This is a genomic window from Pseudomonas guariconensis, from assembly GCF_015680235.1.
Classification (GTDB): Bacteria; Pseudomonadota; Gammaproteobacteria; order Pseudomonadales; family Pseudomonadaceae; genus Aquipseudomonas; species Aquipseudomonas guariconensis_A.
The window spans coordinates 17947-44868 of record NZ_JADLJL010000019.1 but is presented as its reverse complement, the minus strand read 5'-3'; the positions used below and the strand labels follow the sequence as shown (position 1 = coordinate 44868).

25 protein-coding genes are annotated in these 26922 nt (G+C 63.9%); 12 read left to right on the top strand and 13 right to left on the bottom strand.

What is annotated here, in order from left to right:
* Positions 1 to 74: 74 nt before the first annotated feature.
* Positions 75 to 887, top strand: coding sequence for a UDP-2,3-diacylglucosamine diphosphatase (locus IRZ56_RS14575; protein ID WP_196145565.1), 813 nt, complete (start codon positions 75 to 77; stop codon positions 885 to 887).
* 7 nt (positions 888 to 894) lie between these two features.
* On the opposite strand, the gene IRZ56_RS14570 is transcribed toward IRZ56_RS14575, so the two are convergent.
* Positions 895 to 1206, bottom strand: coding sequence for a DUF962 domain-containing protein (locus IRZ56_RS14570; RefSeq protein ID WP_196145564.1), 312 nt, complete (start codon positions 1204 to 1206; stop codon positions 895 to 897).
* Positions 1207 to 1362: 156 nt separating this feature from the next.
* Between IRZ56_RS14570 and IRZ56_RS14565 the strand changes: the two genes are divergently transcribed.
* A complete protein-coding gene (locus tag IRZ56_RS14565) occupies positions 1363 to 2418 on the top strand; it encodes an AraC family transcriptional regulator (protein ID WP_196145563.1) in 1056 nt (351 codons plus the stop codon).
* Here the strand turns inward: IRZ56_RS14565 and IRZ56_RS14560 are convergent.
* Entirely contained in the window at positions 2375 to 3829 is a 1455-nt protein-coding gene (locus tag IRZ56_RS14560; RefSeq protein WP_196145562.1) for a TrkH family potassium uptake protein, read from the bottom strand. The genes IRZ56_RS14565 and IRZ56_RS14560 overlap by 44 nt on opposite strands.
* A gap of 168 nt (positions 3830 to 3997) precedes the next feature.
* Here IRZ56_RS14560 and IRZ56_RS14555 point away from each other — a divergent pair, with 168 nt between their 5' ends.
* Positions 3998 to 4555: a nitroreductase family protein gene (locus tag IRZ56_RS14555; protein WP_196145561.1), complete on the top strand. Its 558-nt coding sequence runs from the start codon at positions 3998 to 4000 to the stop codon at positions 4553 to 4555.
* A gap of 88 nt (positions 4556 to 4643) precedes the next feature.
* Here IRZ56_RS14555 and IRZ56_RS14550 read toward each other — a convergent pair whose 3' ends face one another.
* The 5 genes from IRZ56_RS14550 to IRZ56_RS14530 form a co-directional block, all read right to left on the bottom strand.
* Positions 4644 to 5981: a sensor histidine kinase gene (locus tag IRZ56_RS14550; protein WP_196145560.1), complete on the bottom strand. Its 1338-nt coding sequence runs from the start codon at positions 5979 to 5981 to the stop codon at positions 4644 to 4646.
* A 61-nt stretch (positions 5982 to 6042) separates the two neighbouring features.
* Positions 6043 to 6459 (bottom strand): Spy/CpxP family protein refolding chaperone, encoded by a 417-nt coding sequence (locus tag IRZ56_RS14545; RefSeq protein WP_196145559.1) that lies wholly within the window; start codon positions 6457 to 6459, stop codon positions 6043 to 6045.
* A gap of 218 nt (positions 6460 to 6677) precedes the next feature.
* Positions 6678 to 7355, bottom strand: a complete 678-nt coding sequence (locus IRZ56_RS14540; RefSeq protein ID WP_196145558.1) for a response regulator transcription factor — start codon at positions 7353 to 7355, stop codon at positions 6678 to 6680.
* Positions 7356 to 7505: 150 nt separating this feature from the next.
* On the bottom strand, positions 7506 to 7805 hold the full coding sequence (locus IRZ56_RS14535; RefSeq protein ID WP_070092114.1) for a YciI family protein: 300 nt from the start codon (positions 7803 to 7805) through the stop codon (positions 7506 to 7508).
* A gap of 1 nt (position 7806) precedes the next feature.
* On the bottom strand, positions 7807 to 8403 hold the full coding sequence (locus IRZ56_RS14530) for a septation protein A (RefSeq protein ID WP_196145557.1): 597 nt from the start codon (positions 8401 to 8403) through the stop codon (positions 7807 to 7809).
* Between the two features lie 67 nt (positions 8404 to 8470).
* On the opposite strand from IRZ56_RS14530, the gene IRZ56_RS14525 reads away from it, so the two are divergent.
* The 6 genes from IRZ56_RS14525 to IRZ56_RS14500 all read left to right on the top strand — a co-directional run bounded on the left by IRZ56_RS14525 (position 8471) and on the right by IRZ56_RS14500 (position 14902).
* On the top strand, positions 8471 to 9331 hold the full coding sequence (locus tag IRZ56_RS14525) for a PHP domain-containing protein (RefSeq protein ID WP_196145556.1): 861 nt from the start codon (positions 8471 to 8473) through the stop codon (positions 9329 to 9331).
* Positions 9332 to 9344: 13 nt separating this feature from the next.
* A complete protein-coding gene (locus tag IRZ56_RS14520; protein ID WP_196145555.1) occupies positions 9345 to 9974 on the top strand; it encodes an L-threonylcarbamoyladenylate synthase in 630 nt (209 codons plus the stop codon).
* 125 nt (positions 9975 to 10099) lie between these two features.
* Positions 10100 to 10798: a segregation and condensation protein A gene (locus IRZ56_RS14515; RefSeq protein ID WP_196145602.1), complete on the top strand. Its 699-nt coding sequence runs from the start codon at positions 10100 to 10102 to the stop codon at positions 10796 to 10798.
* Positions 10799 to 10821: 23 nt separating this feature from the next.
* The gene (gene scpB / locus IRZ56_RS14510; RefSeq protein WP_196145554.1) at positions 10822 to 11589 is read left to right on the top strand and encodes an SMC-Scp complex subunit ScpB; all 768 of its coding nucleotides are present in this window, start codon (positions 10822 to 10824) and stop codon (positions 11587 to 11589) included.
* A 215-nt stretch (positions 11590 to 11804) separates the two neighbouring features.
* Positions 11805 to 12860, top strand: coding sequence for a 23S rRNA pseudouridine(2605) synthase RluB (gene rluB / locus IRZ56_RS14505; RefSeq protein ID WP_196145553.1), 1056 nt, complete (start codon positions 11805 to 11807; stop codon positions 12858 to 12860).
* A gap of 623 nt (positions 12861 to 13483) precedes the next feature.
* Entirely contained in the window at positions 13484 to 14902 is a 1419-nt protein-coding gene (locus IRZ56_RS14500; protein ID WP_196145552.1) for an amino acid permease, read from the top strand.
* A 199-nt stretch (positions 14903 to 15101) separates the two neighbouring features.
* Here IRZ56_RS14500 and IRZ56_RS14495 read toward each other — a convergent pair whose 3' ends face one another.
* On the bottom strand, positions 15102 to 15986 hold the full coding sequence (locus tag IRZ56_RS14495) for a LysR substrate-binding domain-containing protein (RefSeq protein ID WP_196145551.1): 885 nt from the start codon (positions 15984 to 15986) through the stop codon (positions 15102 to 15104).
* A 150-nt stretch (positions 15987 to 16136) separates the two neighbouring features.
* On the opposite strand from IRZ56_RS14495, the gene IRZ56_RS14490 reads away from it, so the two are divergent.
* Complete coding sequence (locus tag IRZ56_RS14490; RefSeq protein ID WP_196145550.1) at positions 16137 to 19157, top strand: FAD-binding and (Fe-S)-binding domain-containing protein; 3021 nt, start codon at positions 16137 to 16139, stop codon at positions 19155 to 19157.
* A gap of 383 nt (positions 19158 to 19540) precedes the next feature.
* Here IRZ56_RS14490 and IRZ56_RS23240 read toward each other — a convergent pair whose 3' ends face one another.
* The 4 genes from IRZ56_RS23240 to phhA form a co-directional block, all read right to left on the bottom strand.
* Positions 19541 to 19669 carry a hypothetical protein gene (locus IRZ56_RS23240; RefSeq protein ID WP_268868146.1) on the bottom strand — a complete coding sequence of 43 codons (129 nt, stop codon included), beginning with the start codon at positions 19667 to 19669 and terminating at the stop codon, positions 19541 to 19543.
* Positions 19670 to 19907: 238 nt separating this feature from the next.
* Positions 19908 to 21104, bottom strand: coding sequence for an amino acid aminotransferase (locus IRZ56_RS14485; protein WP_196145549.1), 1197 nt, complete (start codon positions 21102 to 21104; stop codon positions 19908 to 19910).
* Complete coding sequence (locus IRZ56_RS14480) at positions 21101 to 21457, bottom strand: 4a-hydroxytetrahydrobiopterin dehydratase (RefSeq protein WP_196145548.1); 357 nt, start codon at positions 21455 to 21457, stop codon at positions 21101 to 21103. Before IRZ56_RS14480 ends, IRZ56_RS14485 begins: the two co-directional genes overlap by 4 nt.
* Before the next feature lie 42 nt (positions 21458 to 21499).
* Positions 21500 to 22288, bottom strand: coding sequence for a phenylalanine 4-monooxygenase (phhA, locus tag IRZ56_RS14475; protein ID WP_196145547.1), 789 nt, complete (start codon positions 22286 to 22288; stop codon positions 21500 to 21502).
* Positions 22289 to 22544: 256 nt separating this feature from the next.
* On the opposite strand from phhA, the gene IRZ56_RS14470 reads away from it, so the two are divergent.
* Positions 22545 to 24104 (top strand): sigma-54-dependent transcriptional regulator, encoded by a 1560-nt coding sequence (locus IRZ56_RS14470; protein ID WP_196145546.1) that lies wholly within the window; start codon positions 22545 to 22547, stop codon positions 24102 to 24104.
* Positions 24105 to 24225: 121 nt separating this feature from the next.
* Here IRZ56_RS14470 and IRZ56_RS14465 read toward each other — a convergent pair whose 3' ends face one another.
* Positions 24226 to 24483, bottom strand: a complete 258-nt coding sequence (locus IRZ56_RS14465; RefSeq protein ID WP_196145545.1) for a DUF2790 domain-containing protein — start codon at positions 24481 to 24483, stop codon at positions 24226 to 24228.
* A gap of 421 nt (positions 24484 to 24904) precedes the next feature.
* On the opposite strand from IRZ56_RS14465, the gene acs reads away from it, so the two are divergent.
* Positions 24905 to 26866, top strand: coding sequence for an acetate--CoA ligase (acs, locus tag IRZ56_RS14460; protein ID WP_196145544.1), 1962 nt, complete (start codon positions 24905 to 24907; stop codon positions 26864 to 26866).
* Positions 26867 to 26922 lie beyond the last annotated feature (56 nt).

The window sequence follows — 26922 nt, the reverse complement described above, 5'->3', positions numbered from 1 at the left end:
CAGTCGTCACACGCCTGCCACCAACCTGTCATGCACAACTGCCAGGCTCCAGCAAACAGTGCCGGAGCCTGCCCATGTCCCACGTAGAACTCGCCCAACCGTCACGCAAGCAGCGCGTGCGCACCCTGTGGATCTCCGACGTGCACCTGGGCACCCGGGACTGCCAGGCCGAGCACCTGGCGCATTTTCTCAAGCGCTACCACGCCGATCGCATTTACCTGGTCGGCGACATCATCGACGGCTGGAAGCTGCGCAGCGGCATCTACTGGCCCCAGGCCCATACCAACGTCATTCGCCGCCTGCTCACCTTGAGCAAGCGCGGCACCGAAGTGATCTACGTCACCGGCAACCATGACGAATTCCTGCGTCGCTACTCCAAGTTGATCCTGGGCAACATCCACCTGGTCGACGAGGCCGAGCACCTGACCGCCGATGGCCGGCGCCTGCTGGTGATCCACGGCGACCAGTTCGACGTGATCACCCGCTACCATCGCTGGCTGGCGTTCCTGGGCGACCGTGCCTACGAGTTCACCCTCGTGCTCAACCGTTGGCTCAATCACTGGCGCGCCCGCTACGGCTATGGCTATTGGTCGCTGTCGGCCTACCTCAAGCACAAGGTCAAGGGCGCGGTGAACTTCATCAGCGATTTCGAGGATGCCATCGCCCACGAGTGCACCCGGCGTGGTTTCCACGGCGTGGTCTGCGGGCATATCCACCATGCCGAGATTCGCCGAGTCGGCGAGGTCGAGTACCTCAACTGTGGCGATTGGGTGGAATCCTGCACTGCACTGATCGAGCACTGGGACGGGCAAATCGAGTTGTATCGCCTGGCCGACGCACAGGCGCGTGAGGCCGAACGGACGGCGACCTTGCGCGAGCCCGTCTAGTCGATGCCTATAGGCTGACCTTACCGCGCAGGATGTCGCGGAACATGGCGAAGTCGCCAATCAGGCTGTACAGCGGATGGGTGAAGGTGGCGGGGCGGTTCTTTTCGAAAAAGAAATGCCCGACCCAGGCAAAGCCATAGCCTGCGAGCGGCACGGCCAGCAACAGCAACCACTTGCCGCTGGCGAACGTATAGGCGAGCAGCGCGATGACCAGACTGGTGCCGACGAAGTGCAGCCGACGGCAGGTGGGGTTGCTGTGTTCGCCCAGATAATACGGGTAGAACTCGGCAAAACTGCGGAACTGCGCGGTTGAATGCATGACGGTGCTCCCCGTTGGTGCGCGAGGTGGGCAGGTTACACGGCGTGGAGCCTGAATTGAGTCTAGAGTCATTGTCGGGGGCGGCCAGTGACAATTGGCGCCAAATGAATATCTTTTCGATTCGCCGCCTGCTGCGGTCAGCACAAGAAGCCTGCCATGAGCGAAAGAACCACGTCGGCCAGCTGGGCATCAGGGATCGTCAAGGCGCTGGAGCTGGAGGGCCTCGATTGCCAGGCCATGTTCCGGCAGCTCGGGTTGGACTTCGCGGCCCTGGACGATCCGGATGCGCGCTTCACCCAGGACTCCATGACCCGGCTCTGGCAGTTGGCGGTAGACCTTTCCGGCAACGAGGCCATCGGCCTGAACATGGCGCGGGTGGTGCGCCCGGCCTCCTTCCATGTGGTGGGCTATGCGCTGATGTCCAGCCGTACCCTGGCCGAAGGGTTCGAGCGCCTGGTGCGGTACCAGCGGATCATCGCCGAGAGCGCCGACCTGAGTTTTCGCCTGGGCCCGGAAGGCTATGCGCTGGGCCTGACCGTGCACGGCGACCACCTGCCGCCGACGCGGCACAGCGGCGAGGCCTCGCTGGCCTGTGCGCTGTCGCTGTGCACCTGGCTCAGCGGTCGGCCGATCCAGCCGCGGCGCGTGTTGATCCAAGGGCCGCAGCCGAAGAACGTGGAACCCTACAAGGTCGCCTTCCATGCTCCGTTGGTATTCGGCTCGCCTCATGATGCGCTGGTGTTCGAGCGTGCCGACATGGAAGCGCCGCTGCCTACCGCCAACGAGGCCATGGCCGTGCTCCACGACCGTTTCGCCGGAGAATACCTGGCGCGCTTCTCGGAGAGCCGGGTGACCCATCGGGTCCGCCAGGTACTGTGTCGCATCCTGCCCCAGGGCGAGCCCAAGCGCGAAACCCTCGCCCAGGCCCTGCACCTTTCCCAGCGCACGTTGCAGCGCCGGTTGCAGGAGGAGGGCACCAGTTTCCAGACGTTGCTGGACGACACTCGCCGGGAACTGGCCGAGCAGTACCTGGCCCAGCCCGGCATGACCTTGCTGGAGACCGCTTACCTGCTGGGGTTCGCCGACCCGAGCAATTTCTATCGGGCATTTCGCCGCTGGTTCGACGTGACGCCGAGCGAATACCGGGCGCGCCTGGAGGCCGCGCCGGTCAGTGACGCCAGAACGCCGGCATGCACAACACCAGCACCGTGATGATCTCCAGTCGGCCCAGCAGCATGCCGCCGGCCAGGATCCACTTGGCCGCGTCCGGCAGGGTCGCATAGTTGCCCGCCGGGCCGATCACCTCGCCCAGGCCTGGGCCCACGCCCGACACGGTACCGGCCGCGCCGGTGAGGGCGGTCATCCAGTCCACGCCCAGCAACGACAGCAGCAGGGCGATGACGCAGATGGTGATGGCGAAGAAGAACGAGAACGTCAGGATTGAGCGCACGATCTCTTCATCGAGGCGGTGGCCATTGTATTTCTGCTTGATCACCGCCCGGGGGTGGATCAGCTGGTTGAGGCTGGCCTTGAGCAGGATGTAGGCCACCTGGAAACGGAAGATCTTGATGCCGCCGGCAGTCGAGCCGGAACAGCCGCCAATGAAGCCCAGGTAGAAGAACAGCATCAACGAGAAATTGCCCCACAGGCTGTAGTCGCCCAGGGCGAAGCCGGTGGTGGTGACCACCGAGGTGACGTTCAGCGCCACGTGACGCAAGGCGTCGAGCCAGTGCAGGTCGGTGGTGGCCCAGTACCAGGTACCCAGCACCAGCCAGGTGGTCACCAGCAGACCGAGCAGGCCCTGCACCTGTTGGTCGCGGATCAGCGCCTTGCGGTTGCCGCGCAGGGTGGCCACGTACAGGGTGAAGGGCACGCTGCCGAGGATCATCACCACCACCGCGACCCAGTGCACCGCCGGAATGTCCCACTTGGCCAGGGACTGGTCGGAGGTGGAGAACCCGCCGGTGGAAATCGCCGACATGGCATGGTTGATGGCGTCGAACGGCCGCATGCCGGCCCACCAGAAGGCCAGGCTGCCGACCAGGGTGATGCCGATGTACACCAGCACGATCGACTTGGCGACCATGTGCGAACGCGGCATGACCTTTTCCGAACGGTCCGAGGATTCGGTCTGGAACAGGCGCATGCCGCCGATGCGCAGCAGCGGCAGGATCGCCACCGCCATGCCGATGAAGCCGATGCCGCCGAGCCAGTGCAGCATCGAACGCCACATGAGAATGCCCGGTGACATGTTGTCCAGCCCGCTGAGCACCGTGGCACCGGTGGCGGTGATGCCGGACATGCTTTCGAAGAACGCGTCGGTGTAGCTGATGTGCTGGGTCAGCAGGAATGGCAGTGCGGCGAACACGCACACCACCAGCCAGCTGCTGACCGTCAGCAGGTACATGTCACGGGGGCGCAGGTGCACATGCTCTGGCCGCCCCTGGACGACCAAGGCAAGCCCTGCGACGAAGGTGATCAGGCTTGACCAGAGGAACGACGGCATGTCGCCGGTACGTTCGAAGACCACCAGCGTCGTCATGGGCACGACCATGCTAACGGCCAGGGTGATCAGGAAGATGCCGATGATGAAACCAATGATCCTTAAGGTCGGCAACGCCATGTGATCTGCTCTGACTCGAAACGGAAGGGCGCCATTTTAAGCGGCAGGCGGCAAGCTGCAAGTGCCAAACATGGACGGGGTGATGCATAGGCTGCTTTTTGTGTGGCTTGCAGCTTATAGCCTGGCGCTTGAGAATGCCCGCACATTTCTCTGCCAGGAGGGTAGCCCATGGAGGCTCTCGACGCATTGCTCAACCGTGTTTCCGTGCCACGCCTGACCGACCCGGCGCCCAATGCCGCCCAGCGCGAAGCGCTGTTCCAGGCCGCACTGCGCGCCCCCGACCACGGCCAACTGCGCCCATGGCGCTTCCTGACCATCGAAGGCCAGGGCCGCGACAAACTCGGTGAGCTGTTCGCCGAAGCGCTGCGCCAGAAGGGCGATGCCAGCCAGGCGGCCCTGGACAAGGCCCGGGCCATGCCGATGCGGGCACCGTTGCTGATCGTGGTGGTGGCCCGGCTGCAGGATCACTTCAAGATTCCCAAGTCCGAGCAGCGCCTGGCGGCAGGCTGCGCGGCCCATGGCATCCTGATCGCGGCCCATGCCCAAGGTATCGGCGCAGTGTGGCGCACCGGCGACATGGCGTTCGATGCCCATGTGCACCGGGGGTTGGGGCTTGCCGAGAACGAAGAGCTGATCGGCTACCTGTATGTCGGCACCCCTGCCACCGAGCCGCGCACGGCGCCGGTGCTGGAAACTGCCGATTTCGTCAGCGCCTGGGGCGAGTGAGGAGCAGGGCCGCTTTGCGGCCCTTTCACCGCGCAAGGCCTATGGTAGGAGCGGCCTTGTACCGCGAAAGGGCTGCGTAGCAGCCCCGTCATCCCGCAACGATCTCGCAGGGCAGCGCTAGGGTCGCGACGAACCCACCCTGCGGATGGTTCCCAAGCTTCAAGCTGCCCCCGTGACGCTCCGCCGCGCGCCGGGCAATCGCAAGCCCCAGCCCATGCCCTGGCGCCTCCTGCCCCGGTGCACGGAAGAACGGCTCGCCCAGCTGGGCCAGGTGTTCCTCGGCCACGCCTGGCCCGTGGTCGCGGACGCTCAGCACGATACGGCCCTGCTCGGTTTCGGCGCGCAGCTCGATCGGTTGCCCCGCGGGGTTGAAGCGCAACGCATTACGCACCAGGTTGTCCACGGCACGCTCGATCAATGTCGGCCAGCCCAGCAAGGTCAAGCCAGGCGTGGCCTCCAGGCGCACCTCCTGTTCCGGGGCGCTGAGCTGGGCATCCTTGCGCACGCTGCCCAGCAGGGCGTTGAGGTCCACGGGCTCAGCATGGGACTGTTCGGCGTCGACCCGGGCCAGGGCGAGGATTTCGCTGATCAGGTCTTCCAGCCGGTCGCATTCGCGGGTCAGGCGTGGCCATAACGCCTGGCGCTGCTCCGGCTCGGCCCGCTCGGCCAGGGCCAGGGCGATACGCAGGCGCGCCAGCGGCGAGCGCAGTTCATGCGAGACATCGCGCAGCAGCTGGCGCTGGCTGCCGATCAGGCTCTGCAAGCGCGCCCCCATCTTGTTGAAGTCGTTGGCCAGCACGCCGAACTCGTCGCGCCGGGCGGCCAGGCGCGCCAGGCTGTTCTGCTGGTAGCTGGTTTGCCCCAGGTCATGCACGGCGCCGCGCAAGCGGCTCAAGGGGCGGGTGATGGAGAGCGTCACCAGCAGGCTGAACAGGGTCAGCACCACCAGGGCGATGCCCAGAGCACTGAGTGGCCATAGCAGGCTTTCGCGGTGCCAGGCGTTGAGCTCCGGGTGGGGGATGCGATAGATCAGCAGGTAGGTCTCGCCGCTCTGGGGGCTGGTGTACTCCTCGGTCAGGCGGCGCCAGGGCAGGTGGCGCTGGTCATTGTGCTGGCGTGCTTCGAAGGCGGCGGCGCGACGGGGAAAGGTGCCGGGCACCACAGCCTGGCCATTGTCGTCCAGAACCTGCACATCGATCTTGTAGCGGTGCTTGCGTCGTTCCAGGAAGCGTTGGGCGGATTCGAGGCCCTCCTGCTCGTAGTGCTGGGCCCAATGGCTGGCCAGGGTGTTGAGGCCGGGGTGGCGGCTGAGGATCCAGGCGTCCTGGTTGAGCATGTGGCCAAGCAGGATCGACAAACCGGCGACCAGGGCGATGGCCAGCCAGAAGCTGGCCAGGATGCGCCAGAACAGTGAACGCAAGAGCAACCTCCTGAAAGCGTGAAAAGCCCGGCCCGCGATGAGGCGGGCCGGGCGTTGAGCAGACAGCTTACTGGGCCTTGCCGGCTTTTTCAGCCTTCCAGGCCTGGAACTCCTCCCATTCGGCCTTGCGTGTGGCGCGTTCCTTCTGCAGCTCATCGAACTTCTTCTGCTGCTCGGGCTTGAGCAGGCCACGGATGCTGGCCTGGGTCTTGTCGTGGCTGGCCTTGATCTCATCCTTCATGGCCTTCTGGTCGGCGGCCGGCAGCTTGGCGATGTAGCGTTCGGTGATGTCGCGGCGCTGTTTCATCTGCTCGCCCATCAATTTGCCGATCTGCTGGCGCTGGTCGCGGCTCAGGTCCAACTGGGCGAAAGGCGCGTCACCGCGATGATGCGGGCCGCCATGCTGGTGACCGCCGTCGGGCATGGCCATGGCCACGGTCGGCAGGGCGGCGGCGAACATCAGGGCGATAAGGGTCTTGCGCATGGTGTTTCTCCTTTCATGGGCCGGTGGTTACCGGATGAGCTCAGTCTAGGGAGATCACCGTCAAGTGCGGTCAGCGGAAGGTAAAGGCTTGGTAAAGACGAAGCAGGGCCGTTATGTGCAAGCCGGCTCCCACCTCGACCGCGCTGCCCTCGAGTGCTGTGCCGTATCTGTGGGAGCTTGGCTTGCCGGCGATGGGGCGCGCAGCGGCCCCGGCATGCTTACAGGCAGTAGTAGTAGCCACGGCTGCGCAGGGCAACGATGCGCGGTCGGCCGTCGGGATGGGGGCCGATCTTCTTGCGCAGGTTGCTGACGTGCATGTCCAGGCTGCGGTCGTACAGGGTCAGCTTGCGACCCAGGGCGAGCTGCGCGAGCTCCTGCTTGTCCAAGGGCTCGCCGGGCTGGCGCAGCAACGCCTCGAGGATACGGCTCTCGGAGAGGGTCAAGCTCATTTCCCGCTCGTCGATGCTGGCCACACCGCGTGCGGGGCTGAAGGTCAGGTCGCCGATCTCCAGCTGGCTGCTGGTGGCGGCCGGGTGGCTGCGTCGCAGCACGGCGCGCAGGCGGGCGGTGAGTTCTCGTGGGTCGCAGGGCTTGGCCAGGTAGTCGTCGGCGCCCAGTTCCAAGCCCAGGATACGGTCCAGGGGTTCGCCCCGGGCCGAGAGCATCAGCACCGGCAGCTCGGCATGTTCGGTGCGCAGTTGCTTGAGCAGCTCAAGGCCACTGCCGTCGGGCAACATCACATCCAGTACCACGGCCGAGGGCGCCTGGGCGGCCAGGGCCTGGCGTGCGCTCTGGCCATCATGGCAGGCGCGCACGGTAAATCCTTCCTGGCTCAGCCAGCTGGCAAGCAGCTCGCAGAGCTCCTGGTCATCATCAATCAGTAACAGCTCGCTCATGACTCACTCAATTCAACCATTGACGGCGTTCTCGATGCCCGCCACCGGCCAAGATACCGCATGCTGCGGCAAGGGGTGTACTGGCCGGGTCAGCCAGGCCCTGCGACGGCGGGGCGCTGGCAGTGTTCGCCAAGGGAGCGGCGGGAAGGGTCAGGGCAGGACTTGCTTGAACGGCTTGACGACGACTTTATCGTAGACCCCGGCGGCGATGTACGGGTCGGCATCGGCCCAGGCCTGGGCGGCGGCCAGGGAGTCGAACTCGGCGACGATCAGGCTGCCGGTGAAGCCGGCGGCACCTGGGTCGTTGCTGTCGATGGCCGGGTGCGGGCCGGCCAGTACCACGCGGCCTTCGGCCTTGAGCTGCTGCAGGCGCTCGATGTGGGCGGGGCGGGCGGCCAGGCGTTTTTCCAGGGAACCTTCGACGTCGCTTGCGATGATGGCGTAGAGCATGTCAATCCTTGGGTTTGGAGGTGGAGGGGTCGTTGTCATGCAGGTGGCGCGACAGGTATACGCCCTGGGCCACCAGGAAGATCACGGTCATGCCCAGGCTGCCGAACACCTTGAAGTCGACCCAGAAGTCCTGGAAGGTGAAAGCGACGAACAGATTGGCCGCGCCGCAGACCAGGAAGAAACCGATCCACGCCAGGTTCAGGCGGGTCCAGATGGCGTCCGGCAGGGTCAGGGCGTGGCCCATGATGCGCTTGATCAGCACCCGGTCGCCGACGAAATGGCTGGCGGCGAAGCCCAGGGCGAACAGCCAGTTGACCACCGGCGCCTTCCATTTGAGGAAGGTCTCGCTGTGGAAGGCGAGGGTCAGGCCGCCGAATACCAGGCAGGCGACCAGGGTCAGCAACTGGCCTTTTTCCAGCTTGCCGTGGCGCAGGAACAGCGCGCCATACACCACCAGGGAGCTGATGATCAGCATGGCGGTGGCGCTGTAGATACCGCCGAACTCGAAGCTGTGGCCGGCCATTTCGACGGGGCGCGGGTCGAGCTTGTAGACGATGAAGAACAGCAGAAGCGGGATGAAATCGATGAATTGTTTCACAGTGGCAGCCAGAAGCGGGATGTGACGGCATAATATCAAACATCGATTCCAGCGAAAGCGCTCCTCCATGAATGTTGATCTGCACTGTCACAGCACGGCCTCCGATGGCGCCCTGTCGCCTTCGGCCCTGGTCGCCCGGGCCCACGAGCACGGGGTGCGGACGTTGGCCCTGACCGACCACGACACCATCGAGGGCCTGCCAGAAGCCCGCCAGGCTTGCCTTGACAACGGCATGCACTGGGTCAGCGGCGTGGAACTGTCATGCACCTGGGGTGGCGCGACCATCCACGTGCTGGGCTACGACTTCCCGCTCGATGCCCCTGCGCTGCTGGCGGCCATCGAGGCCCTGCACCGTGGGCGCTGGTTGCGTGCAGAGGAAATCGACCGACGGTTGGCAGCCAAGGGCATGCCCGGCGCCCTCGAGGGCGCCCGGGCCGTTCAACAGGCGCTGGGCGACAGTGGCAACGCACCGGCGCGGCCGCATTTCGCCGAGTTCCTGGTGCGCGCAGGCCACGTCAAGGACCGCGGCGAGGCCTTTCGCAAGTGGCTGGGGGCCGGCAAGCTAGGGGACGTCAAGCTGCACTGGCCGACTCTCGAGGAAACTGTCGCGACGCTGCGTCAGTCCAACGCATGGGTGAGCCTGGCCCATCCCATGCACTACGAACTGACTCGCAGCAAGCGCAGAAGGCTGATTGCCGACTATATTCAGGCAGGCGGGCAGGCGTTGGAAGTGGTCAACGGGATGATGCCGGCCGAGCAGGTGGGCACGATGTCCATCCTTACCCGTGAGTTCGGCCTGCTGGCAAGCGCTGGCAGTGACTTCCACGGCCCCGGCACCTGGGGCGAGATCGGTGCCTACCGGCCATTGCCCGAGGACCTGCCACCTCTGTGGCGCCGATTCAGCCATGAACAGCCTATGGCGGTATGAACAGGATGACTACGTGAGCCAATTTTTCCAGATCCATGCGGAAAACCCGCAGGCGCGCCTGATCAAGCAAGCCGTCGAGATCATCCGTAAGGGTGGGGTGGTGGTGTACCCCACCGACTCGGCCTACGCAATGGGCTGCCAGATCGGCGACAAGACCGCCGTGGAGCGGGTTCGACGTTTGCGCCAGCTGGATAAGAACCACAATTTCACGCTGCTGTGCTGCGACCTGTCGCAGATGGGCACGTTCGCCAAGATCGACACGGCGACCTTCCGTCTGCTCAAGGCGCATGTACCCGGCCCGTACACCTTCATTCTCAATGCCACGCGCGAAGTGCCGCGCCTGCTGATGCACGAGAAGCGCCGCACCATCGGCCTGCGCGTGCCCTCCAACCCGATCGTCCTGGCGTTGCTCGAAGAACTGGGCGAGCCCCTGATGAGCGTGAGTCTCATCCTGCCGGACGATGAAGACCCGATGACCGACCCGTACGAAATCCGCCAGCGCCTGGAACACCATGTCGACCTGATCATCGACGGGGGCTTCGGCGACTTGAAGGCTTCCACAGTCATCGATTTGTCCGGCGACGACCCGGAAGTGATCCGTGTCGGCTGTGGCGACCCCGCGCCGTTCCTGGCCCCGGCGTGAGCCAGCTTCAAGAGGCCGCCGCACCGGTCAACGACAGCGAAGCGCCGCAACAGCTGCAACTGGCGCTGGTCTATGGCGAGGCCGTGACCGAGCTGCCGGTGGACCTGTACATCCCGCCGGATGCCCTGGAAGTATTCCTGGAGGCCTTCGAAGGGCCGCTGGACCTGCTGCTGTACCTGATCCGCAAGCAAAACATCGACATCCTCGACATTCCGGTGGCGGAAATCACCCGCCAGTACATGGCCTATGTCGAGTTGATGAAGAGCGTGCGCCTGGAACTGGCCGCCGAGTACCTGGTGATGGCCGCCATGCTCGCCGAGATCAAGTCGCGTATGTTGCTGCCGCGCTCAAGCGAGGTCGAGGAGGAAGAAGGCGACCCGCGTGCCGAACTGATTCGCCGGCTGCAGGAGTACGAACGCTTCAAGGCCGCCGCCGAGGGCATCGACGAGCTGCCGCGGGTGGGTCGGGAGGTGGTCGTACCGCGCCTTGAGGCGCCCCAAGCCAAGGTGCGCAAGCTGCTGCCGGAGGTGGCGCTGGAAGAGATCCTGCTTTCCATGGCCGAGGTGATGCGCCGCAACGACCTGTTCGAGAGCCACCAGATCACCCGCGAGACGCTGTCGACCCGCGAGCGCATGAGCGAGGTGCTCGAGCGGCTCAAGAGCGGTGGTTTCGTACCCTTCGTCGAACTGTTCACGCTGGAGGAGGGCAAGCTTGGCGTAGTGGTCACGTTCATGGCGATTCTCGAGCTGGTGAAGGAGTCGCTCATCGAACTGGTGCAGAATGAGCCTTTCGCCCCTATCCATGTCCGTGCCCGGGCCGAGTGACAACGAGCTAGCCTTTCCTGACGATGAACCTGAATGAACCGCGCGACCTGGCGTCGCTGATCGAGGCTTTCCTGCTGGCGTCTGGCAAGGCGCAGTCCCTGGAGCGCCTGTACGAACTGTTCGAGGAGGCCGAGCGCCCGGCGCCGGCTGTCTTCAAGAAAGCCCTGGAGCTGCTGGGCAAGTCCTGCAACGGTCGCGCCTTCGAGCTCAAGGAGGTGGCCAGCGGTTATCGCCTGCAAATCCGCGAAGACTATGCACCCTGGGTCGGGCGCCTGTGGGAAGAGCGGCCGCAGCGATACTCGCGTGCCCTGCTCGAGACCATGGCGCTGATCGCCTACCGTCAACCGATCACCCGCGGCGAGATCGAGGATGTACGCGGCGTGGCGGTGAACAGCAATATCATCAAGACCCTGATGGAGCGCGAGTGGATCCGTATCGTTGGCTACCGCGAGGTACCCGGCAGGCCGGCGATGTTCGCCACCACCAAGGCCTTCCTCGACCACTTCAACCTCAAGAGCCTGGACGAGCTGCCGGCCCTGGCCGAGTTGCGCGAACTGGAACCCGAGCCGCTGCTGGACCCGGATGATGCGCCGGTGCCGGCACACCTGCAGGCGCTGGCCGATGCCAGCCTGGATGAGGCTGAGCAAGGCGAGGCGCCGCCGCGGGAGGAGACCAGTTTCCGGAGCTTGCTGGTGGAGCTGGATGCCATGGAGGAGGGGCTTAAGACCGATTTCGATGATTTGCGCGGCGAGGCCTCGGAGCCTGAAGTCGAAGGTGAGCCCAAGCCTTGAAGGCTGTCCTCCCCCTGCAGGAGGCGGGCGAGCCCGCTCCTGCAGGGGGAGGGTGTTGTTGACCGGGCAGCACCACCGGGCAGAAAACCGTGGCTTGCTCATGAAAACCTTCTACGCTGCAGTGCGTTCGCCCACCGAACCGCGTATGATGCGCGCCCCTTTGGCGCATCCGTCGCCAGAAATCGCTTTCACTACATACACCGGGAGGTGCCCAGATGAGTGACCAAGACCTGCAAGAAACCCAACCCACCCCACCGTCTGGCGAAAAGCTGCAGAAGGTGCTGGCACGTATCGGCGTCGGTTCGCGTCGTGACGTCGAGGCCTGGATCAGCCAGGGCCGTATCAAGGTCAATGGCGTCGAGGCCACCCTCGGCCAGCGCGTCGACCTGCATGACGCCATCGCCGTCGACGGCAAGCTGATCAAGCGCGTGGAGGCCGCCGAGGCCACCCGCCGGGTGATCATGTACAACAAGCCCGATGGCGAGATCTGCACCCGTGACGACCCTGAAGGTCGCCCGACCGTGTTTGACCGCCTGCCGCGTCCGAAAGAGGGTCGCTGGATCAACATCGGCCGCCTGGACATCAACACCACCGGCCTGTTGCTGTTCACCACCGACGGTGAACTGGCCAACCGGCTGATGCACCCGTCCTACGAGATGGACCGTGAGTACGCCGTACGCGTGCGCGGTGAGGTCGACGACGACATGGTCGACCGGCTCAAGGCGGGCGTGATGCTCGAGGATGGCCCGGCCAAGTTCACCGACATCCAGAAGGCACCGGGCGGTGAAGGCTTCAACCACTGGTACCACTGTGTGGTGATGGAAGGCCGCAACCGTGAGGTGCGTCGCCTGTGGGAGTCCCAGGGCGTGGTGGTCAGCCGCCTCAAGCGCGTGCGCTTCGGCCCGGTGTTCCTCAACTCCGACCTGCCGATGGGCCGTTGGCGCGAAATGACCCAAGGCGAGATCGACATCCTCGCCGCCGAGGTCGGGCTGCAGCCTGTGGCGCTGCCGGCGCTGAACCTCAAGGCCAAGGACAAGCTCGAGCGCATGCAGCGTAAGTCCACCCGCCCGCTGGGCCGTGGTGAACGCGTGCGCAGCCTGCGCCCGGCCCAGGATGGCCAGGCTGAACGCCCAGTGCGCGAAGAGGCTGCGCCACGCAAGGCTGGGCGCGGCAGCACGGTGGCCGAGCGTCCGAGCGAGATGCGCAAGCGTCCGGGCAAGCCCGAGGGTGACAAGCCGGCGGGTCGTGGTCGCGGCAAACCGCGCGGCTGACCTCCTGGCGTTGAAAAGGGCCGCTGTGCGGCCCTTTTTTGTGCCATCTATTTTCCAAACCACTGATCTACCGAAACTTTTTTGAATGCGTGGCAAGTTTTCGAACCATCTTGTAACGATTATTTTACGAATCCCCCTGCTTTTCCCAGCTACGCCCCATCGTGTAAACAGATTTTGCCAAGAACTGCATCGCAGAGCCGCTCCGCCGTCGCTCGCCCCCTTGCCCAAGCCCTCGCCCCACGGTGATATAGCGCCCATGCCGTGTGCAGAAGCCGGGCCGAAGAGCCGGGCATCGAGAACAACAAATGGAGGCGCCATGTACGCCGATCTTTCCGCCTTTCCAGGCCTTCCCCTCAGGACCGGTGCGTTTTTTCATCAGGAAATGACGCAACGCGTTGACGCCTGCGCGCTCGCAGGGGTATACAATGCGCCGCGTTTTACCTGTGACCCCAATGCGTACCGCGCACTCTTGCTGACGCCTGGTTGAGTCGCCCAGGGCCTGGGCCCTCGGTGTCATCACCTCGTCCAAGAAACCCAAGGTAACCACCTTGCCCATTCCGCTGCGCCACGAGCGCGGTGGGTCCGATTTCGTCACAGATAAAAACAAGCAGGTGACTTCGTTCATGAGTGGACAAAACATGCCTTCAGGCGAGCTCAAGCGTGGCCTGAAAAACCGCCATATCCAACTGATCGCCCTGGGTGGGGCCATCGGTACCGGATTGTTCCTGGGCTCGGCCGGCGTGATGAAGTCCGCCGGCCCGTCGATGATCCTCGGCTACGCCATCTGCGGCTTCATCGCCTTCATGATCATGCGCCAACTGGGCGAGATGATCGTCGAAGAGCCTGTCGCCGGCTCCTTCAGCCACTTCGCACATAAATACTGGGGCGGTTTCGCCGGCTTCCTGTCGGGTTGGAACTGCTGGGTGCTGTACATCCTGGTTGGCATGTCCGAGCTGTCCGCTGTCGGCAAGTACATCCACTACTGGTGGCCGGAGATCCCGACCTGGGTCACGGCGGCAGGCTTCTTCATCCTGATCAATGCGATCAACCTGATGAACGTCAAGGTGTTCGGCGAGGCCGAATTCTGGTTCGCGATCATCAAGGTGATGGCCATCGTCGGCATGATTGGCCTGGGTGCCTACCTGCTGACCAGCGGCAGCGGCGGCCCTGAAGCCTCGGTGACCAACCTGTGGGCCCACGGCGGCTTCTTCCCCAATGGCGTGAGCGGCCTGGTGATGGCCCTGGCGATCATCATGTTCTCCTTCGGCGGCTTGGAAATGCTGGGCTTCACCGCCGCCGAGGCCGACAAGCCGAAGACCGTGATCCCGAAGGCGATCAACCAGGTCATCTACCGTATCCTGATCTTCTACATCGGCGCTCTGGTCATCCTGCTGTCGCTGACCCCGTGGAACAGCCTGGTCGCCAGCATCGACGCCTCTGGCGGCAGCTACGGCAGCAGCCCGTTCGTGCAGGTCTTCTCGCTGCTCGGTAGCGATGTGGCCGCCCACCTGCTGAACTTCGTAGTCCTGACCGCAGCGCTGTCGGTGTACAACAGCGGCACCTACTGCAACGCCCGTATGCTCTATGGCATGGCCGAACAGGGCGATGCCCCGGCGGGCCTGGCGAAGATCGACAAGCGTGGGGTGCCGGTGCGTTCGATCCTGGCCTCGGCTGCCGTGACCCTGGTCGCCGTGCTGCTCAACTACTTCATGCCGCAGCACGCCCTGGAGCTGCTCATGTCGCTGGTGGTGGCGGCCCTGGTAATCAACTGGGCAATGATCAGCTACTCGCACCTGAAGTTCCGCCAGCACCTGGACCGCACTGGCCAGAAGCCGCTGTTCAAGGCGCTGTGGTATCCGTACGGCAACTACATCTGCCTGGCATTCGTGGTGCTGATTCTGGGAATCATGCTGATGATCCCTGGCATCCAGGTGTCGGTGTACGCGATTCCGGTCTGGCTGGTGGTGATGTACCTGTTCTATGCGATCAAGAGCAAGCGCAGTGGGCCGGTAGCCTCGGCTGCCGGGTCCGTGGCCAAGTAAGCTTCTGTCGGTTGCATCCCAACCCGGTGCCAGGTGACTGGTATCGGGTTTTTTATTGCCATCGGCCCATCGCCGGCAAACCGGCTTACAACGCAACCGAGGGTGCCCGGAAAGCCCTGTGGGGCCGGCTTGCCGGCGATAGGGCCTGTAGCACCACCACTGCACCTGAACGCTCAAGCGGCCTGAGGGCCCAGGCGCCTCAAATCTGCCCCAGCAGCCATCCCCGGAACGCTCGCAGCGAAGGCAGCGCCTCGTTGCGTGGCGGGTAGATCAGGTAATAGCTGCGCTGGCTGGCAAAGGCCTCTCCGGCACTGAACAGCTCCCCGCTGGCCAACTCTTCTTCCACCAGGATCCGCGGCACCAGCCCGATCCCGATGCCTGCCCGTACCGCCTGGATCAGGTGCGACGTCAGTTCGAAGCTGGGCCCCAGCCGCATCCCCCGATGCGGCAGGCCATGGTGCGAAAACCACTCGCCCCACGCATGGGGGTTGTTGGCCACATTGAGCAGCACCTGCTCGCTGATACGCCCTGGCCCCCACCCTTGTGCATCGGCCGCGGCCTGCGGCGGTAGGATGACCACCAGCTCCTCGGCATGTAGCCGATGGCAGATCAACCCGGGCAGGTCATGGGTCGCCACGCCAATGGCCGCGTCGATCTCGCTGGTCTCGAAATTGATCGCTTCGATTCGTGAATGAATGTGCACCAGCATCCCCGGGTGCGCCGTATAGAACGCATGCAGTCGCGGTAGCAGCCATTTGGAGCCGAACGTGGGCAAGGTGGCCAGGCGCAAGGTGCCGACACCGGACTGATACGCCAGCGCCTGCAGGGTCGCGCTGCGGATGCGCCCCAGCGCCTCGCTGAGCTCACGCTGGTACAGGCGCCCGACATCGGTCAGTTGCACCTGGCGCCCTTCGCGCCGGAACAGCGTCAGGCCAAGCTGGTGCTCCAATGCCTGGACCTGGCGGCTGACCGCGCTCTGGGTCAGCGACAGTTCGGCGGCGGCGCGGGTGTAGCTTTCATGCCGGGCGGCAGCCTCGAAGGCCAGCAGCAACGACATCGATGGCGTCAGGTGGCGGTAATTCATTCATAAAGCTCATTGATAGCGGCAGGAATATCCGTTTGCCCCCAGCTGGAAACTACAGGAACATTGGCACATTCGTCATCCTCGCCTGAGCAACTCATGCCGGGACGACAGGATTTCCGTGAATTAGCCCTATCAAGAGGCCATCCTTCGATGATCGCCCAGCTGTCGACCCGTGCGCCTGCCGCTCACTACCCTGAATTCCTCGAAGCCCTGCGCGCCAGTGGCTTCCGTGGCCAGATCAGTGCCGACTACGGCACCCGCACCGTGCTGGCCACCGACAACTCCATCTACCAGCGCCTGCCCCAGGCGGCGGTGTTCCCGATGGACGCCGACGATGTAGCGCGGGTGGCCGCGTTGATGGCCGAGCCGCGTTTTCGCGACATCAAGCTGACCCCGCGTGGCGGTGGCACCGGCACCAATGGCCAGTCGCTGACCGACGGCATTGTCGTCGACCTGTCGCGGCACATGAACACGATTCTCGAGATCAACGTCGAGCAGCGCTGGGTGCGGGTCCAGGCCGGCGTGGTCAAGGATCAGCTCAACGCGGCCCTCAAGCCCCACGGGCTGTTCTTCGCCCCTGAGCTGTCCACCTCCAACCGCGCCACCGTCGGCGGCATGATCAATACCGATGCCAGTGGCCAGGGCAGCTGCACCTACGGCAAGACCCGCGACCACGTGCTGGAGCTGCATAGCGTGTTGCTCGGCGGCGAGCGCCTGCACAGCCTGCCGATCGACGAGGCGGCGCTGGCGCAGGCCTGTGCCGCGCCTGGCCGGGTGGGCGAGGTGTACCGCACGGCCCGGGAAATCCAGCAGACCCAGGCCGAGCTGATCGAAAGCACCTTCCCCAAGCTCAACCGTTGCCTGACCGGCTACGACCTGGCGCACCTGCGCGACGAGCAGGGCCGCTTCAACCTCAACAGCGTGCTGTGCGGGGCGGAAGGGTCGCTGGGTTATGTCGTCGAGGCCAAGCTCAATGTGCTGCCGATCCCCAAATATGCGGTGCTGGTCAATGTGCGCTACTCCAGCTTCATGGATGCCCTGCGCGATGCCAATGCGCTGATGGCGCACAAGCCGCTGTCGATCGAGACCGTGGACTCCAAGGTACTGATGCTGGCGATGCAGGATATCGTCTGGCACAGCGTGGCCGAGTATTTCCCGGCCGATGCCGAGCGCCCGACCCTGGGCATCAACCTCGTCGAGTTCTGCGGTGACGAGCCGGCCGAGGTCAACGCCCGGGTGCAAGCCTTTATCGACCATCTGCAGGCCGATACCAGCGTCGAGCGCCTGGGCCATACCCTGGCCGAGGGCGCCGAGGCGGTGACCAAGGTCTACGCCATGCGCAAGCGTTCGGTGGGCCTGCTGGGCAACGTCGAAGGGGAGGTGCGTCCGCAGCCGTTCGTCGAGGATACCGCGGTGCCGCCGGAACAACTGGCCGACTACATCGCCGATTTCCGCGCCTTGCTCGATGGCTATGGCCTGGCCTATGGCATGTTCGGCCATGTCGATGCTGGCGTGTTGCATGTGCGTCCGGCGCTGGACATGAAAGACCCGGCGCAGGCGGCACTGGTCAAGCCGATTTCCGATGCCGTGGCGGCGCTTACCCAACGTTACGGTGGCCTGCTCTGGGGCGAGCATGGCAAGGGCTTGCGCTCGGAATACGTGCCGGAGTACTTCGGCGAGCTGTACCCGGCATTGCAGCGCCTCAAAGGTGCGTTCGACCCGCACAACCAGCTCAACCCGGGCAAGATCTGCACCCCGCCGGACAGCGCCGAGGGGCTGACGCCGGTCGATGGCGTGAACCTGCGCGGTGACCTCGACCGCAGCATTGACGAGCGTGTCTGGCAGAGTTTCGGCAGCGCCGTGCACTGCAACGGCAATGGCGCCTGCTACAACTACGACCCCAACGACGCCATGTGCCCATCCTGGAAGGCCACCCGCGAGCGCCAGCATTCGCCCAAGGGCCGAGCCTCGCTGATCCGCGAGTGGCTGCGCCTGCAGGGCGAGTCGGACATCGACGTGCTGGCTGCAGCGCGCAACAAGGGAGGCTGGCTCAAGGGCCTGCCGGCACGGCTGCGCAACGCCCGGGCACGCAAACAGGGCCAGGAGGATTTCTCCCACGAGGTATACGACGCCATGGCCGGCTGCCTGGCATGCAAGTCGTGCGCGGGGCAGTGCCCGATCAAGGTCAATGTGCCTGACTTCCGCTCGCGCTTCCTCGAGCTGTACCATGGCCGTTACCAGCGCCCGCTGCGCGACTACCTGATCGGTTCGCTGGAGTTCACCATTCCCTATCTGGCCCATGCGCCGGGCCTGTACAACGCAGTGATGGGCTCGAAGTGGGTAAGCAAGCTGCTGGCCGACAAGGTCGGCATGGTCGACAGCCCGTTGATCAGCCGCTTCAACTTCCAATCGACCCTGAGCCGCTGCCGCGTCGGCATGGCCAGTGTCCCGGCCCTGCGCGAGCTGACCCCGGCCCAGCGCGAGCGCAGCATCGTGCTGGTGCAGGATGCCTTTACCCGCTACTTCGAGACGCCGTTGCTGGCCTCGTTCATCGAGCTGGCCCACCGCCTGGGCCACCGCGTGTTCCTGGCCCCCTACAGCGCCAACGGCAAGCCGCTGCACGTGCAGGGCTTCCTCGGTGCCTTCGCCAAGGCCGCGATCCGCAATGCCACGCAGCTCAAGGCCCTTGCCGAATGCGGCGTGCCGCTGGTGGGCCTGGACCCGGCGATGACCCTGGTGTATCGCCAGGAGTACCAGAAGGTCGATGGCCTGGAGGGCTGCCCCAAGGTGCTGTTGCCCCAGGAGTGGTTGATGGACGTGTTGCCCGAGCAGCCTGCGGCCGATGCCGGCCACTTCCGCCTCATGGCCCATTGCACCGAGAAGACCAATGTGCCGGCCAGCACCCGCCAATGGGAGCAGGTGTTCGCCCGCCTGGGCCTGAAGCTGGTCACCGAGGCCACCGGCTGCTGCGGCATGTCGGGCACCTATGGCCATGAGGCGCGCAACCAGCAGACCTCGCGGACTATCTTCGAGCAGTCCTGGGCGACCAAGCTGGACAAGGAAGGGGAGGCGTTGGCGACTGGCTATTCTTGCCGCAGCCAGGTCAAGCGTATGACCGAGCGGCAGATGCGCCATCCGCTGGAAGTGGTGTTGCAGTACGCCCGGCGCTGATGTGTGCAGCCTTCATCGCGGGACAAGCCCGCTCCCACCAGGCCTGCGCTGTTTTCAGAGACACCGCCGTACCTGTGGGAGCTGGCTTGCCAGCGATAGGACCGGGGCAAGCAACTCAAGACAGTTGGCTCCCACAGGGCAACGCATAACCATTTGATTTTGCGCCCTTTGTGGGAGCGGGCTTGTCCCGCGATAGGGTGCACAGCGCCCCCAGGGTCGTGAAGGTGACACGAATCGAAGCGGGTGCTCAGCTCATGCGAAGTAGGAAGACGGAAGGATTGAAGCGCGAGAATAGACTGGCGGGCATCTGGACGGTGTGAAAACGCGATGACGGGCAAAGTCCCGCGAGTCAGCCGTTTTCACACTGTCGGAGGGGTGCGCGGTTATTCCTGGTCGGCGCTGGATTGATCGTCGCTGTCCTGCTCGACGGCAGGCGCCGGTTCGGCGTGGGCGGCAACGGTTTGCTCTTCGGGGTTCAGGCTTGGGAAGGGAAGATTCGGGATTTCATGCATCTCGTCGTTCCTCGCAAGTGTGAGTGAAAAGACTGCGCCAGGCGCGTGTGAGGCTTCGAAAAGCTCGGGCAGGATACAGGAGTCTGGATGACAGTTTGAAATTTTTCCGCCTTGCGGCGCCGTTCGCGGGTATGCCAGTGCCGGCCAAATCGCGGGACAAGCCCGCTCCCACAGGATCGTCGATAACCTTGTGGGAGCGGGATTGTCCCGCGATGAGGTCGGTCAGGCTAGTGCAGGACTACTGGCAGACGTCGGCGATTGCCGCTGCCAACTGCTCCAGGCGCTGCGCATCGGCGCCAGCGATGTTCGCCCGACCGGTGCCGACCATGTACACGCTGTGCTTCTCGCGCAACAGGCGTACCTGCTCCGGGCTCAGTCCGGTGTAGGAGAACATCCCGCGTTGCGCGGCGATGTGGGCGAAGCGCTTGGCCAGGCCGTGGGGTTCCAGCGCCTTGACCAGGCCCTGGCGCAGCTCGGCGATGCGCTGGCGCATGGCGTCCACTTCCCCGACCCACAGGGCCTTGAGGGCTGGGTCGCCAAGGATCTGCGCCACTACCGAGGCGCCATGGTCGGGCGGTGTGGACCACAGATTACGGGCCAGCAGCGCCAGCTGGCTGCGCACATCCTGCAGCTTCTCGGCATCATGGCTGCACACCAGCAAAGCGCCGGTGCGGTCGCGGTAGAGGCCGAAGTTCTTCGAACAGGAGCTGGTGATCAGCAGTTCCGGCAGCTCGGCGGCGAACAGGCGCACCGCCCAGGCATCCTGCTCCAGGCCGTCGCCGAAGCCTTGGTAGGCAAAATCGATCAACGGCAGCAGGTTGCGTTTGCGCACCACCTCGAGCACGGCGCGCCAGTCGTCCTGGCCCAGGTCGAAACCGGTGGGGTTGTGGCAGCAGGCGTGCAGCAGTACCACGTCGCCTTCCGGTGCCTGTTCCAGGGCCGACAGCATGCCCGCCACGTCCAGGCGGTTGTCCGCACCCACATAGGGGTAGTGGGACACTTTGAGCGTGGCGCCGGCAAAAATGGTCTCGTGGATCGGCCAGGTCGGGTCGCTCAGCCAGATGCCACGCCCGGGCAGGCAATGGGCGATGAATTCCGCCGCCAGGCGCAGGGCGCCGGTGCCGCCGGGGGTCTGGGTGGCGCCGGCGCGTTGGCTGGCGAGCAGTGGCGAGGCACTGCCCAGTACCAGCTCGCTGACCAGGCGGCCGAACGCCGCGTCGCCATGGCCGCCGACGTAGCTCTTGGTGGCTTGCTGCTCCACCAGGCGCTGTTCGGCTTGCTTGACCGCTGCAGGGATCGGCGTCAGGCCCTGGGCGTCCTTGAATACACCTACGCCCAAGTCGAACTTCGCCGGGTTGCTGTCACGGGCATAGGCTTCCATCAGCCCGAGGATCGGGTCGCCGGGAACCCGGCCAATGGCCGCGAAATGCATCACTTACGCCCTTCGGCGGTCTTGGCGACTTCGTCGGTGCGTGCGCACATGATGAAATCGTTGCGGTGCAGGCCCTTGATCGAGTGGCTCCACCAGGTGACGGTGACCTTGCCCCATTCGGTCAGCAGGCCTGGGTGGTGGCCTTCGGCTTCGGCGATTTCACCGATGGCGTTGGTGAACGCCAGGGCATGCTTGAAGTTCTTGAACAGGAAGACGCGCTCCAGCTCCATGTGGCCGTCGCGGACCTCGATGTTCCAGTCCGGGATCTCGCGGATCAGTTCGGCCAGTTCTTCGTCGGAGACTTTTGGTGCGTCGGCACGGCAGGCTTCGCAATGGGCTTGGTTCAAGGCATTCATGGGTGTCTTTTTTCCGTTTTGAGTTGTTATCGGCAAGGTGGCTCAGGCGGCCGCCTTGGGTGGAAACTTCGGTGCATGCAAGCCCAGTTTCATGGCCTGGTGAACCATGCCCATGATGTCTTCGTGGGCCAGGTCGAATAGGCGCTTGAGGTCGGGCAGGACGAAGTAGAGCGGCTGCAGGATGTCGATGCGATACGGCGTGCGCATGGCTTCGATCGGGTCGAAGGCCTGGTGCTCGGGCTCGCCGGACAGGCTGTAGACCGTTTCCTTCGGCGAGGACAGGATACCGCCACCATAGATCTTGCGGCCTTGAGGGGTTTCCATCAGGCCAAACTCGATGGTCATCCAGTACAGGCGGGCCAGGTAGACGCGTTCTTCCTTGGTGGCCGCCAGGCCCAGCTTGCCGTAGGTATGGGTGAACTCGGCGAACCAGGGGTTGGTCAGCAGCGGGCAATGGCCGAAGATCTCATGGAAGATGTCCGGCTCTTGCAGGTAGTCCAGTTCCTGCGGGGTACGGATGAAGGTGGCTACCGGGAAGCGCTTGCTGGCTAACAGCTCGAAGAAGGTCTGGAACGGAATCAGGGCCGGGACGCGGGCGACCTGCCAACCGGTGGTGGCGCCGAGCACCTTGTTGATCTCACCGAGCTGGGGGATGCGGTCGTGGGGCAGCTTGAGCTGGTCGATACCGTCCAGGTACTCCTGGCAGGCGCGACCTTCGATCACCTTCAGCTGACGGGTGATCAGGGTGTTCCACACCGCGTGTTCCTGTTGCGGGTAGTCGATAAAACCGTGCGCATCGGGCTCGCGTGCCACGTATTGCGTCTGTTTCATGTGGCTCTCCTGGTGAGGGCTTTCTTGTTATGTTCAGGACATGCCCTAGGAATATCCCCATGTTGGCGCATTTGCACGGGGTGCGAGGTACTAGGAGCGGTGGTTCATATGCGATTTATGTAACGATAATTTTACAAAAAGGCCTGGGTCCCGGAAAATCACGTACATCGAGCTGGCGACTAGGTTGATTTTGTCAGCTTATCTTTACGACTTTTCCATCGGCCGCTGAAAAAAACGCGTGCCTCGGGGCTTTTTCATGCGTATCAAAGTGCATTGCCAGAACCGCATCGGCATCCTGCGGGACATCCTCAACCTGTTGGTGGAATACGGCATCAACGTCTTGCGCGGGGAGGTCGGCGGCGACCACGGCAATGCCATCTATCTGCACTGCCCGAACCTGATCAACCTGCAGTTCCAGGCGCTGCGTCCGAAGTTCGAATCGATCGCCGGCGTGTTCGGGGTCAAGCGGGTCGGCCTGATGCCCAGCGAGCGGCGGCACATGGAGCTCAATGCGCTGCTCGGTGCCCTGGATTTCCCGGTGCTGTCGATCGACATGGGCGGCAGCATCGTCGCCGCCAACCGCAGTGCCGCCCAGTTGCTGGGCGTGCGGGTCGACGAGGTGCCGGGCATCCCGCTTGACCGCTACGTCGAGGATTTTGACCTGCCCGAGCTGGTGCGGGCCAACAAGTCGCGGATCAACGGCTTGCGCATCAAGGTCAAGGGCGATGTGTTCCTGGCCGATATCGCGCCGCTGCAGTCCGAGCACGACGACAGCGAAGCGTTGGCCGGGGCCGTACTGACCCTGCACCGGGCGGACCGCATCGGCGAGCGTATCTACAACGTGCGCAAGCAAGAGTTGCGTGGCTTCGACAGCATCTTCCAGAGTTCGCGGGTGATGGCCGCGGTGGTGCGCGAGGCCAGGCGCATGGCGCCGCTGGACGCGCCCTTGCTGATCGAGGGCGAAACCGGCACCGGCAAGGAGCTGCTCGCTCGCGCCTGCCACCTGGCAAGCCCTCGTGGCCAAGCGCCATTGATGGCGCTCAACTGTGCCGGCCTGCCGGAGTCGATGGCCGAGACCGAGCTGTTCGGCTATGGCCCGGGAGCCTTCGAAGGTGCTCGCGCCGAGGGCAAGCTGGGGTTGCTGGAGCTGACTGCTGGCGGGACCTTGTTCCTCGATGGTGTGGGGGAAATGAGCCCGCGCCTGCAGGTCAAGCTGCTGCGCTTCCTGCAGGATGGTTGTTTCCGGCGGGTGGGCAGCGATGAAGAGGTCTATCTGGACGTGCGGGTCATCTGCGCCACCCAGGTCGACCTCTCCGAACTATGTGCCCGCGGTGAGTTCCGCCAGGACCTCTATCACCGCCTCAACGTGCTGTCCTTGCACATCCCGCCCCTGCGCGAATGCATGGATGGCCTAGAAGGGTTGGTGCAGCACTTTCTCGACCAGGCTAGCCGGCAGATCGGCTGCCCGCTGCCGCGCCTGGCGCCGGCAGCGATGGAAAAGCTCAGCCAGTACCATTGGCCCGGCAACGTGCGCCAGCTGGAAAACGTGCTGTTCCAAGCCGTGTCGTTGTGCGAGGGCGGGGTGGTGAAAGGGGAGCATATCCGATTGCCGGATTATGGTGCGCGACAACCCTTGGGTGAGTTTTCGTTGGACGGGGATCTTGCGCAAATTGTCGGGCGTTTTGAAAAAGCCGTCTTGGAGTCGTTGATGACGGAATATCCCAGTAGTCGGGCGTTAGGCAAGCGGCTTGGCGTTTCACATACCACGATCGCCAATAAGTTGCGGGATTATGCGCTCAATAAAACAGCGGAATAATCAAAGGGTATTTAAATGAGGTTGCGTTGCAGCCCTTTCGCGGCGTAAGGCCGATTCCAGAGGCGGATCATCGATATATTCTTTCGCCGTGAAAGGGCCCCGGCGGGGCCCTATTGAAAAATCAGCCGTTGGAACAACCGTTCCCCATCACGCGGTATTCGAGAATGTGCTTCTGGCCCTGCGAGTCCTCATAGGTCATGCGGGCTGGAACAACTTCGCAGACGTTGGGCACTTCGCTCATGGACAGAACCCGGGCGATGTCCAGGTGCTGCGAGTAAGTGTATTGTTCAACCGGAATCTGCTCGACATCCTTTGCAACTTCATCGGCCATCGCCGCGCTGCAAAGGCCGCCAAGTACCAATACCAGTAACGCTTTCATTTTCAATTTACCTGTCTAAGGTCGTGAGGGGGGCACGCGGCGCTTGTGGCGCCGCGAGTACATCAGGGTTTTCAACTATCACATTGAGAGAGGGATCAACTTTGCCTTCGTGGGGGCTGCTGTTTCAGAAGTTAATCGCCTTGCCGTTGTGGCGTGGTGAATTCTAGGGCGGGGCAGGGGAGGGAAACAGATGGCGTTTTGATAAAGTTTTTTCGCCTTTTGACAGAATCGGTAACAATCCCTTTGGTCGCGTGCTCGAATTTGTGTGCGCCTGCCCTGTAGGCCTTGGACTAGAGCCATTGTGTAAGGTTTTGTAGGAAAAGCCGTGTTTCGCTACTACCAACGTCGAATGGTTTTTCACGCTCTGGTACAGTTACAAACGTTTCCATACAAAAACAACTATTACACCGAGGTAAAACAGATGAGTGCGGCTCCACTGTATCCCGTTCGTCCCGAGGTAGCAGCCAAGACGCTGACCGACGAGGCCACCTACAAGGCCATGTACCAGCAGTCGGTGATCAACCCGGACGGCTTCTGGCGCGAGCAGGCTCAGCGCCTGGACTGGATCAAGCCCTTCACCAAGGTCAAGCAGACCTCCTTCGACGATCATCATGTCGATATCAAATGGTTCGCTGATGGCACTCTGAACGTTTCCTATAACTGCCTGGACCGTCACCTGGCAGAGCGTGGCGACCAAGTCGCCATCATCTGGGAAGGCGACGACCCTTCCGAAAGCCGCAACATCACCTACCGCGAACTCCACGAGCAAGTCTGCAAGTTCGCCAACGCCCTGCGTGGCCAGGATGTGCACCGTGGCGATGTGGTGACCATCTACATGCCGATGATCCCGGAAGCCGTGGTGGCCATGCTGGCCTGCGCGCGCATCGGCGCGATCCACTCGGTGGTGTTCGGCGGCTTCTCGCCGGAGGCCCTGGCCGGGCGCATCATCGACTGCCGCTCCAAGGTGGTGATCACTGCCGACGAAGGCGTGCGCGGCGGCCGTCGTACCCCGCTCAAGGCCAACGTCGACCTGGCCCTGACCAACCCCGAAACCAGCAGCGTGCAGAAGATCATCGTGTGCAAGCGCACCGGTGGCGACATCGCCTGGCACCAGCATCGCGACATCTGGTACGAAGACCTGATGAAAGTGGCCTCCAGCCACTGCGCGCCGAAGGAAATGGGTGCCGAGGAGCCGCTGTTCATCCTTTATACCTCTGGTTCCACCGGCAAGCCCAAGGGCGTGCTGCACACCACTGGTGGCTACCTGGTCTATGCCGCGCTGACCCACGAGCGCGTATTCGACTACCGCCCTGGCGAAGTCTACTGGTGCACCGCCGATGTGGGCTGGGTCACCGGCCACAGCTACATCGTCTACGGCCCGCTGGCCAACGGCGCCACCACGCTCTTGTTCGAAGGTGTGCCGAACTATCCGGACATCACTCGTGTGTCGAAGATCATCGACAAGCACCAGGTCAATATCCTCTACACCGCACCGACCGCCATCCGCGCCATGATGGCCGAAGGGCAGGCCGCAGTCGAAGGTGCCGACGGCTCCAGCCTGCGTCTGTTGGGTTCGGTGGGCGAGCCGATCAACCCCGAGGCCTGGAATTGGTACTACCAGACCGTGGGCAAGGCGCGCTGCCCGATCGTCGATACCTGGTGGCAGACCGAAACCGGCGGCATCCTGATCAGCCCGCTGCCAGGGGCTACGGGCCTCAAGCCAGGCTCGGCAACGCGCCCGTTCTTTGGTGTGGTACCGGCGCTGGTGGACAACCTGGGCAACCTGATCGAGGGTGCGGCCGAAGGCAACCTGGTGATCCTGGATTCCTGGCCGGGCCAGTCGCGCTCGCTGTACGGCGACCATGACCGCTTCGTCGACACGTACTTCAAGACCTTCCGTGGCATGTACTTCACCGGTGACGGCGCCCGTCGTGACGAGGATGGCTACTACTGGATCACCGGTCGTGTCGACGACGTGCTCAACGTGTCTGGCCACCGCATGGGCACCGCTGAGATCGAGAGTGCCATGGTGGCCCATGCCAAGGTCGCCGAGGCGGCGGTGGTGGGTGTGCCGCACGACATCAAGGGGCAGGGCATCTATGTCTATGTCACCCTCAATGCTGGCGTGGAGCCGAGCGAGGCGTTGCGCCTGGAGCTGAAGAACTGGGTGCGCAAGGAGATCGGCCCGATCGCTTCGCCGGATGTCATCCAGTGGGCACCCGGGCTGCCGAAGACCCGTTCGGGCAAGATCATGCGGCGTATCCTGCGCAAGATCGCTACCGGGGAATACGATGCGCTGGGGGATATCTCGACCCTGGCCGATCCTGGAGTGGTGCAGCACCTGATCGATACCCACAAGGCGATGAGCCTGGCATCGGCCTGAATCGAGGCCGCTGGGCGCCTTGATCGCGGGGCAAACCCCCACATTCGTATCCTGTG

Excerpts from the sequence above, each read along its gene's own strand:
- IRZ56_RS14575 (WP_196145565.1), top strand. The coding sequence starts at position 75 with ATGTCCCACGTAGAACTCGCCCAACCGTCACGCAAGCAGCGCGTGCGC.
- IRZ56_RS14570 (WP_196145564.1), bottom strand. The coding sequence starts at position 1,206 with ATGCATTCAACCGCGCAGTTCCGCAGTTTTGCCGAGTTCTACCCGTAT.
- IRZ56_RS14565 (WP_196145563.1), top strand. The coding sequence starts at position 1,363 with ATGAGCGAAAGAACCACGTCGGCCAGCTGGGCATCAGGGATCGTCAAG.
- IRZ56_RS14560 (WP_196145562.1), bottom strand. The coding sequence starts at position 3,829 with ATGGCGTTGCCGACCTTAAGGATCATTGGTTTCATCATCGGCATCTTC.
- IRZ56_RS14555 (WP_196145561.1), top strand. The coding sequence starts at position 3,998 with ATGGAGGCTCTCGACGCATTGCTCAACCGTGTTTCCGTGCCACGCCTG.
- IRZ56_RS14545 (WP_196145559.1), bottom strand. The coding sequence starts at position 6,459 with ATGCGCAAGACCCTTATCGCCCTGATGTTCGCCGCCGCCCTGCCGACC.
- IRZ56_RS14540 (WP_196145558.1), bottom strand. The coding sequence starts at position 7,355 with ATGAGCGAGCTGTTACTGATTGATGATGACCAGGAGCTCTGCGAGCTG.
- IRZ56_RS14535 (WP_070092114.1), bottom strand. The coding sequence starts at position 7,805 with ATGCTCTACGCCATCATCGCAAGCGACGTCGAAGGTTCCCTGGAAAAA.
- IRZ56_RS14525 (WP_196145556.1), top strand. The coding sequence starts at position 8,471 with ATGAATGTTGATCTGCACTGTCACAGCACGGCCTCCGATGGCGCCCTG.
- scpB (WP_196145554.1), top strand. The coding sequence starts at position 10,822 with ATGAACCTGAATGAACCGCGCGACCTGGCGTCGCTGATCGAGGCTTTC.
- rluB (WP_196145553.1), top strand. The coding sequence starts at position 11,805 with ATGAGTGACCAAGACCTGCAAGAAACCCAACCCACCCCACCGTCTGGC.
- IRZ56_RS14500 (WP_196145552.1), top strand. The coding sequence starts at position 13,484 with ATGAGTGGACAAAACATGCCTTCAGGCGAGCTCAAGCGTGGCCTGAAA.
- IRZ56_RS14495 (WP_196145551.1), bottom strand. The coding sequence starts at position 15,986 with ATGAATTACCGCCACCTGACGCCATCGATGTCGTTGCTGCTGGCCTTC.
- IRZ56_RS14490 (WP_196145550.1), top strand. The coding sequence starts at position 16,137 with ATGATCGCCCAGCTGTCGACCCGTGCGCCTGCCGCTCACTACCCTGAA.
- IRZ56_RS23240 (WP_268868146.1), bottom strand. The coding sequence starts at position 19,669 with ATGCATGAAATCCCGAATCTTCCCTTCCCAAGCCTGAACCCCGAAGAG.
- IRZ56_RS14480 (WP_196145548.1), bottom strand. The coding sequence starts at position 21,457 with ATGAATGCCTTGAACCAAGCCCATTGCGAAGCCTGCCGTGCCGACGCA.
- phhA (WP_196145547.1), bottom strand. The coding sequence starts at position 22,288 with ATGAAACAGACGCAATACGTGGCACGCGAGCCCGATGCGCACGGTTTT.
- IRZ56_RS14470 (WP_196145546.1), top strand. The coding sequence starts at position 22,545 with ATGCGTATCAAAGTGCATTGCCAGAACCGCATCGGCATCCTGCGGGAC.
- IRZ56_RS14465 (WP_196145545.1), bottom strand. The coding sequence starts at position 24,483 with ATGAAAGCGTTACTGGTATTGGTACTTGGCGGCCTTTGCAGCGCGGCG.
- acs (WP_196145544.1), top strand. The coding sequence starts at position 24,905 with ATGAGTGCGGCTCCACTGTATCCCGTTCGTCCCGAGGTAGCAGCCAAG.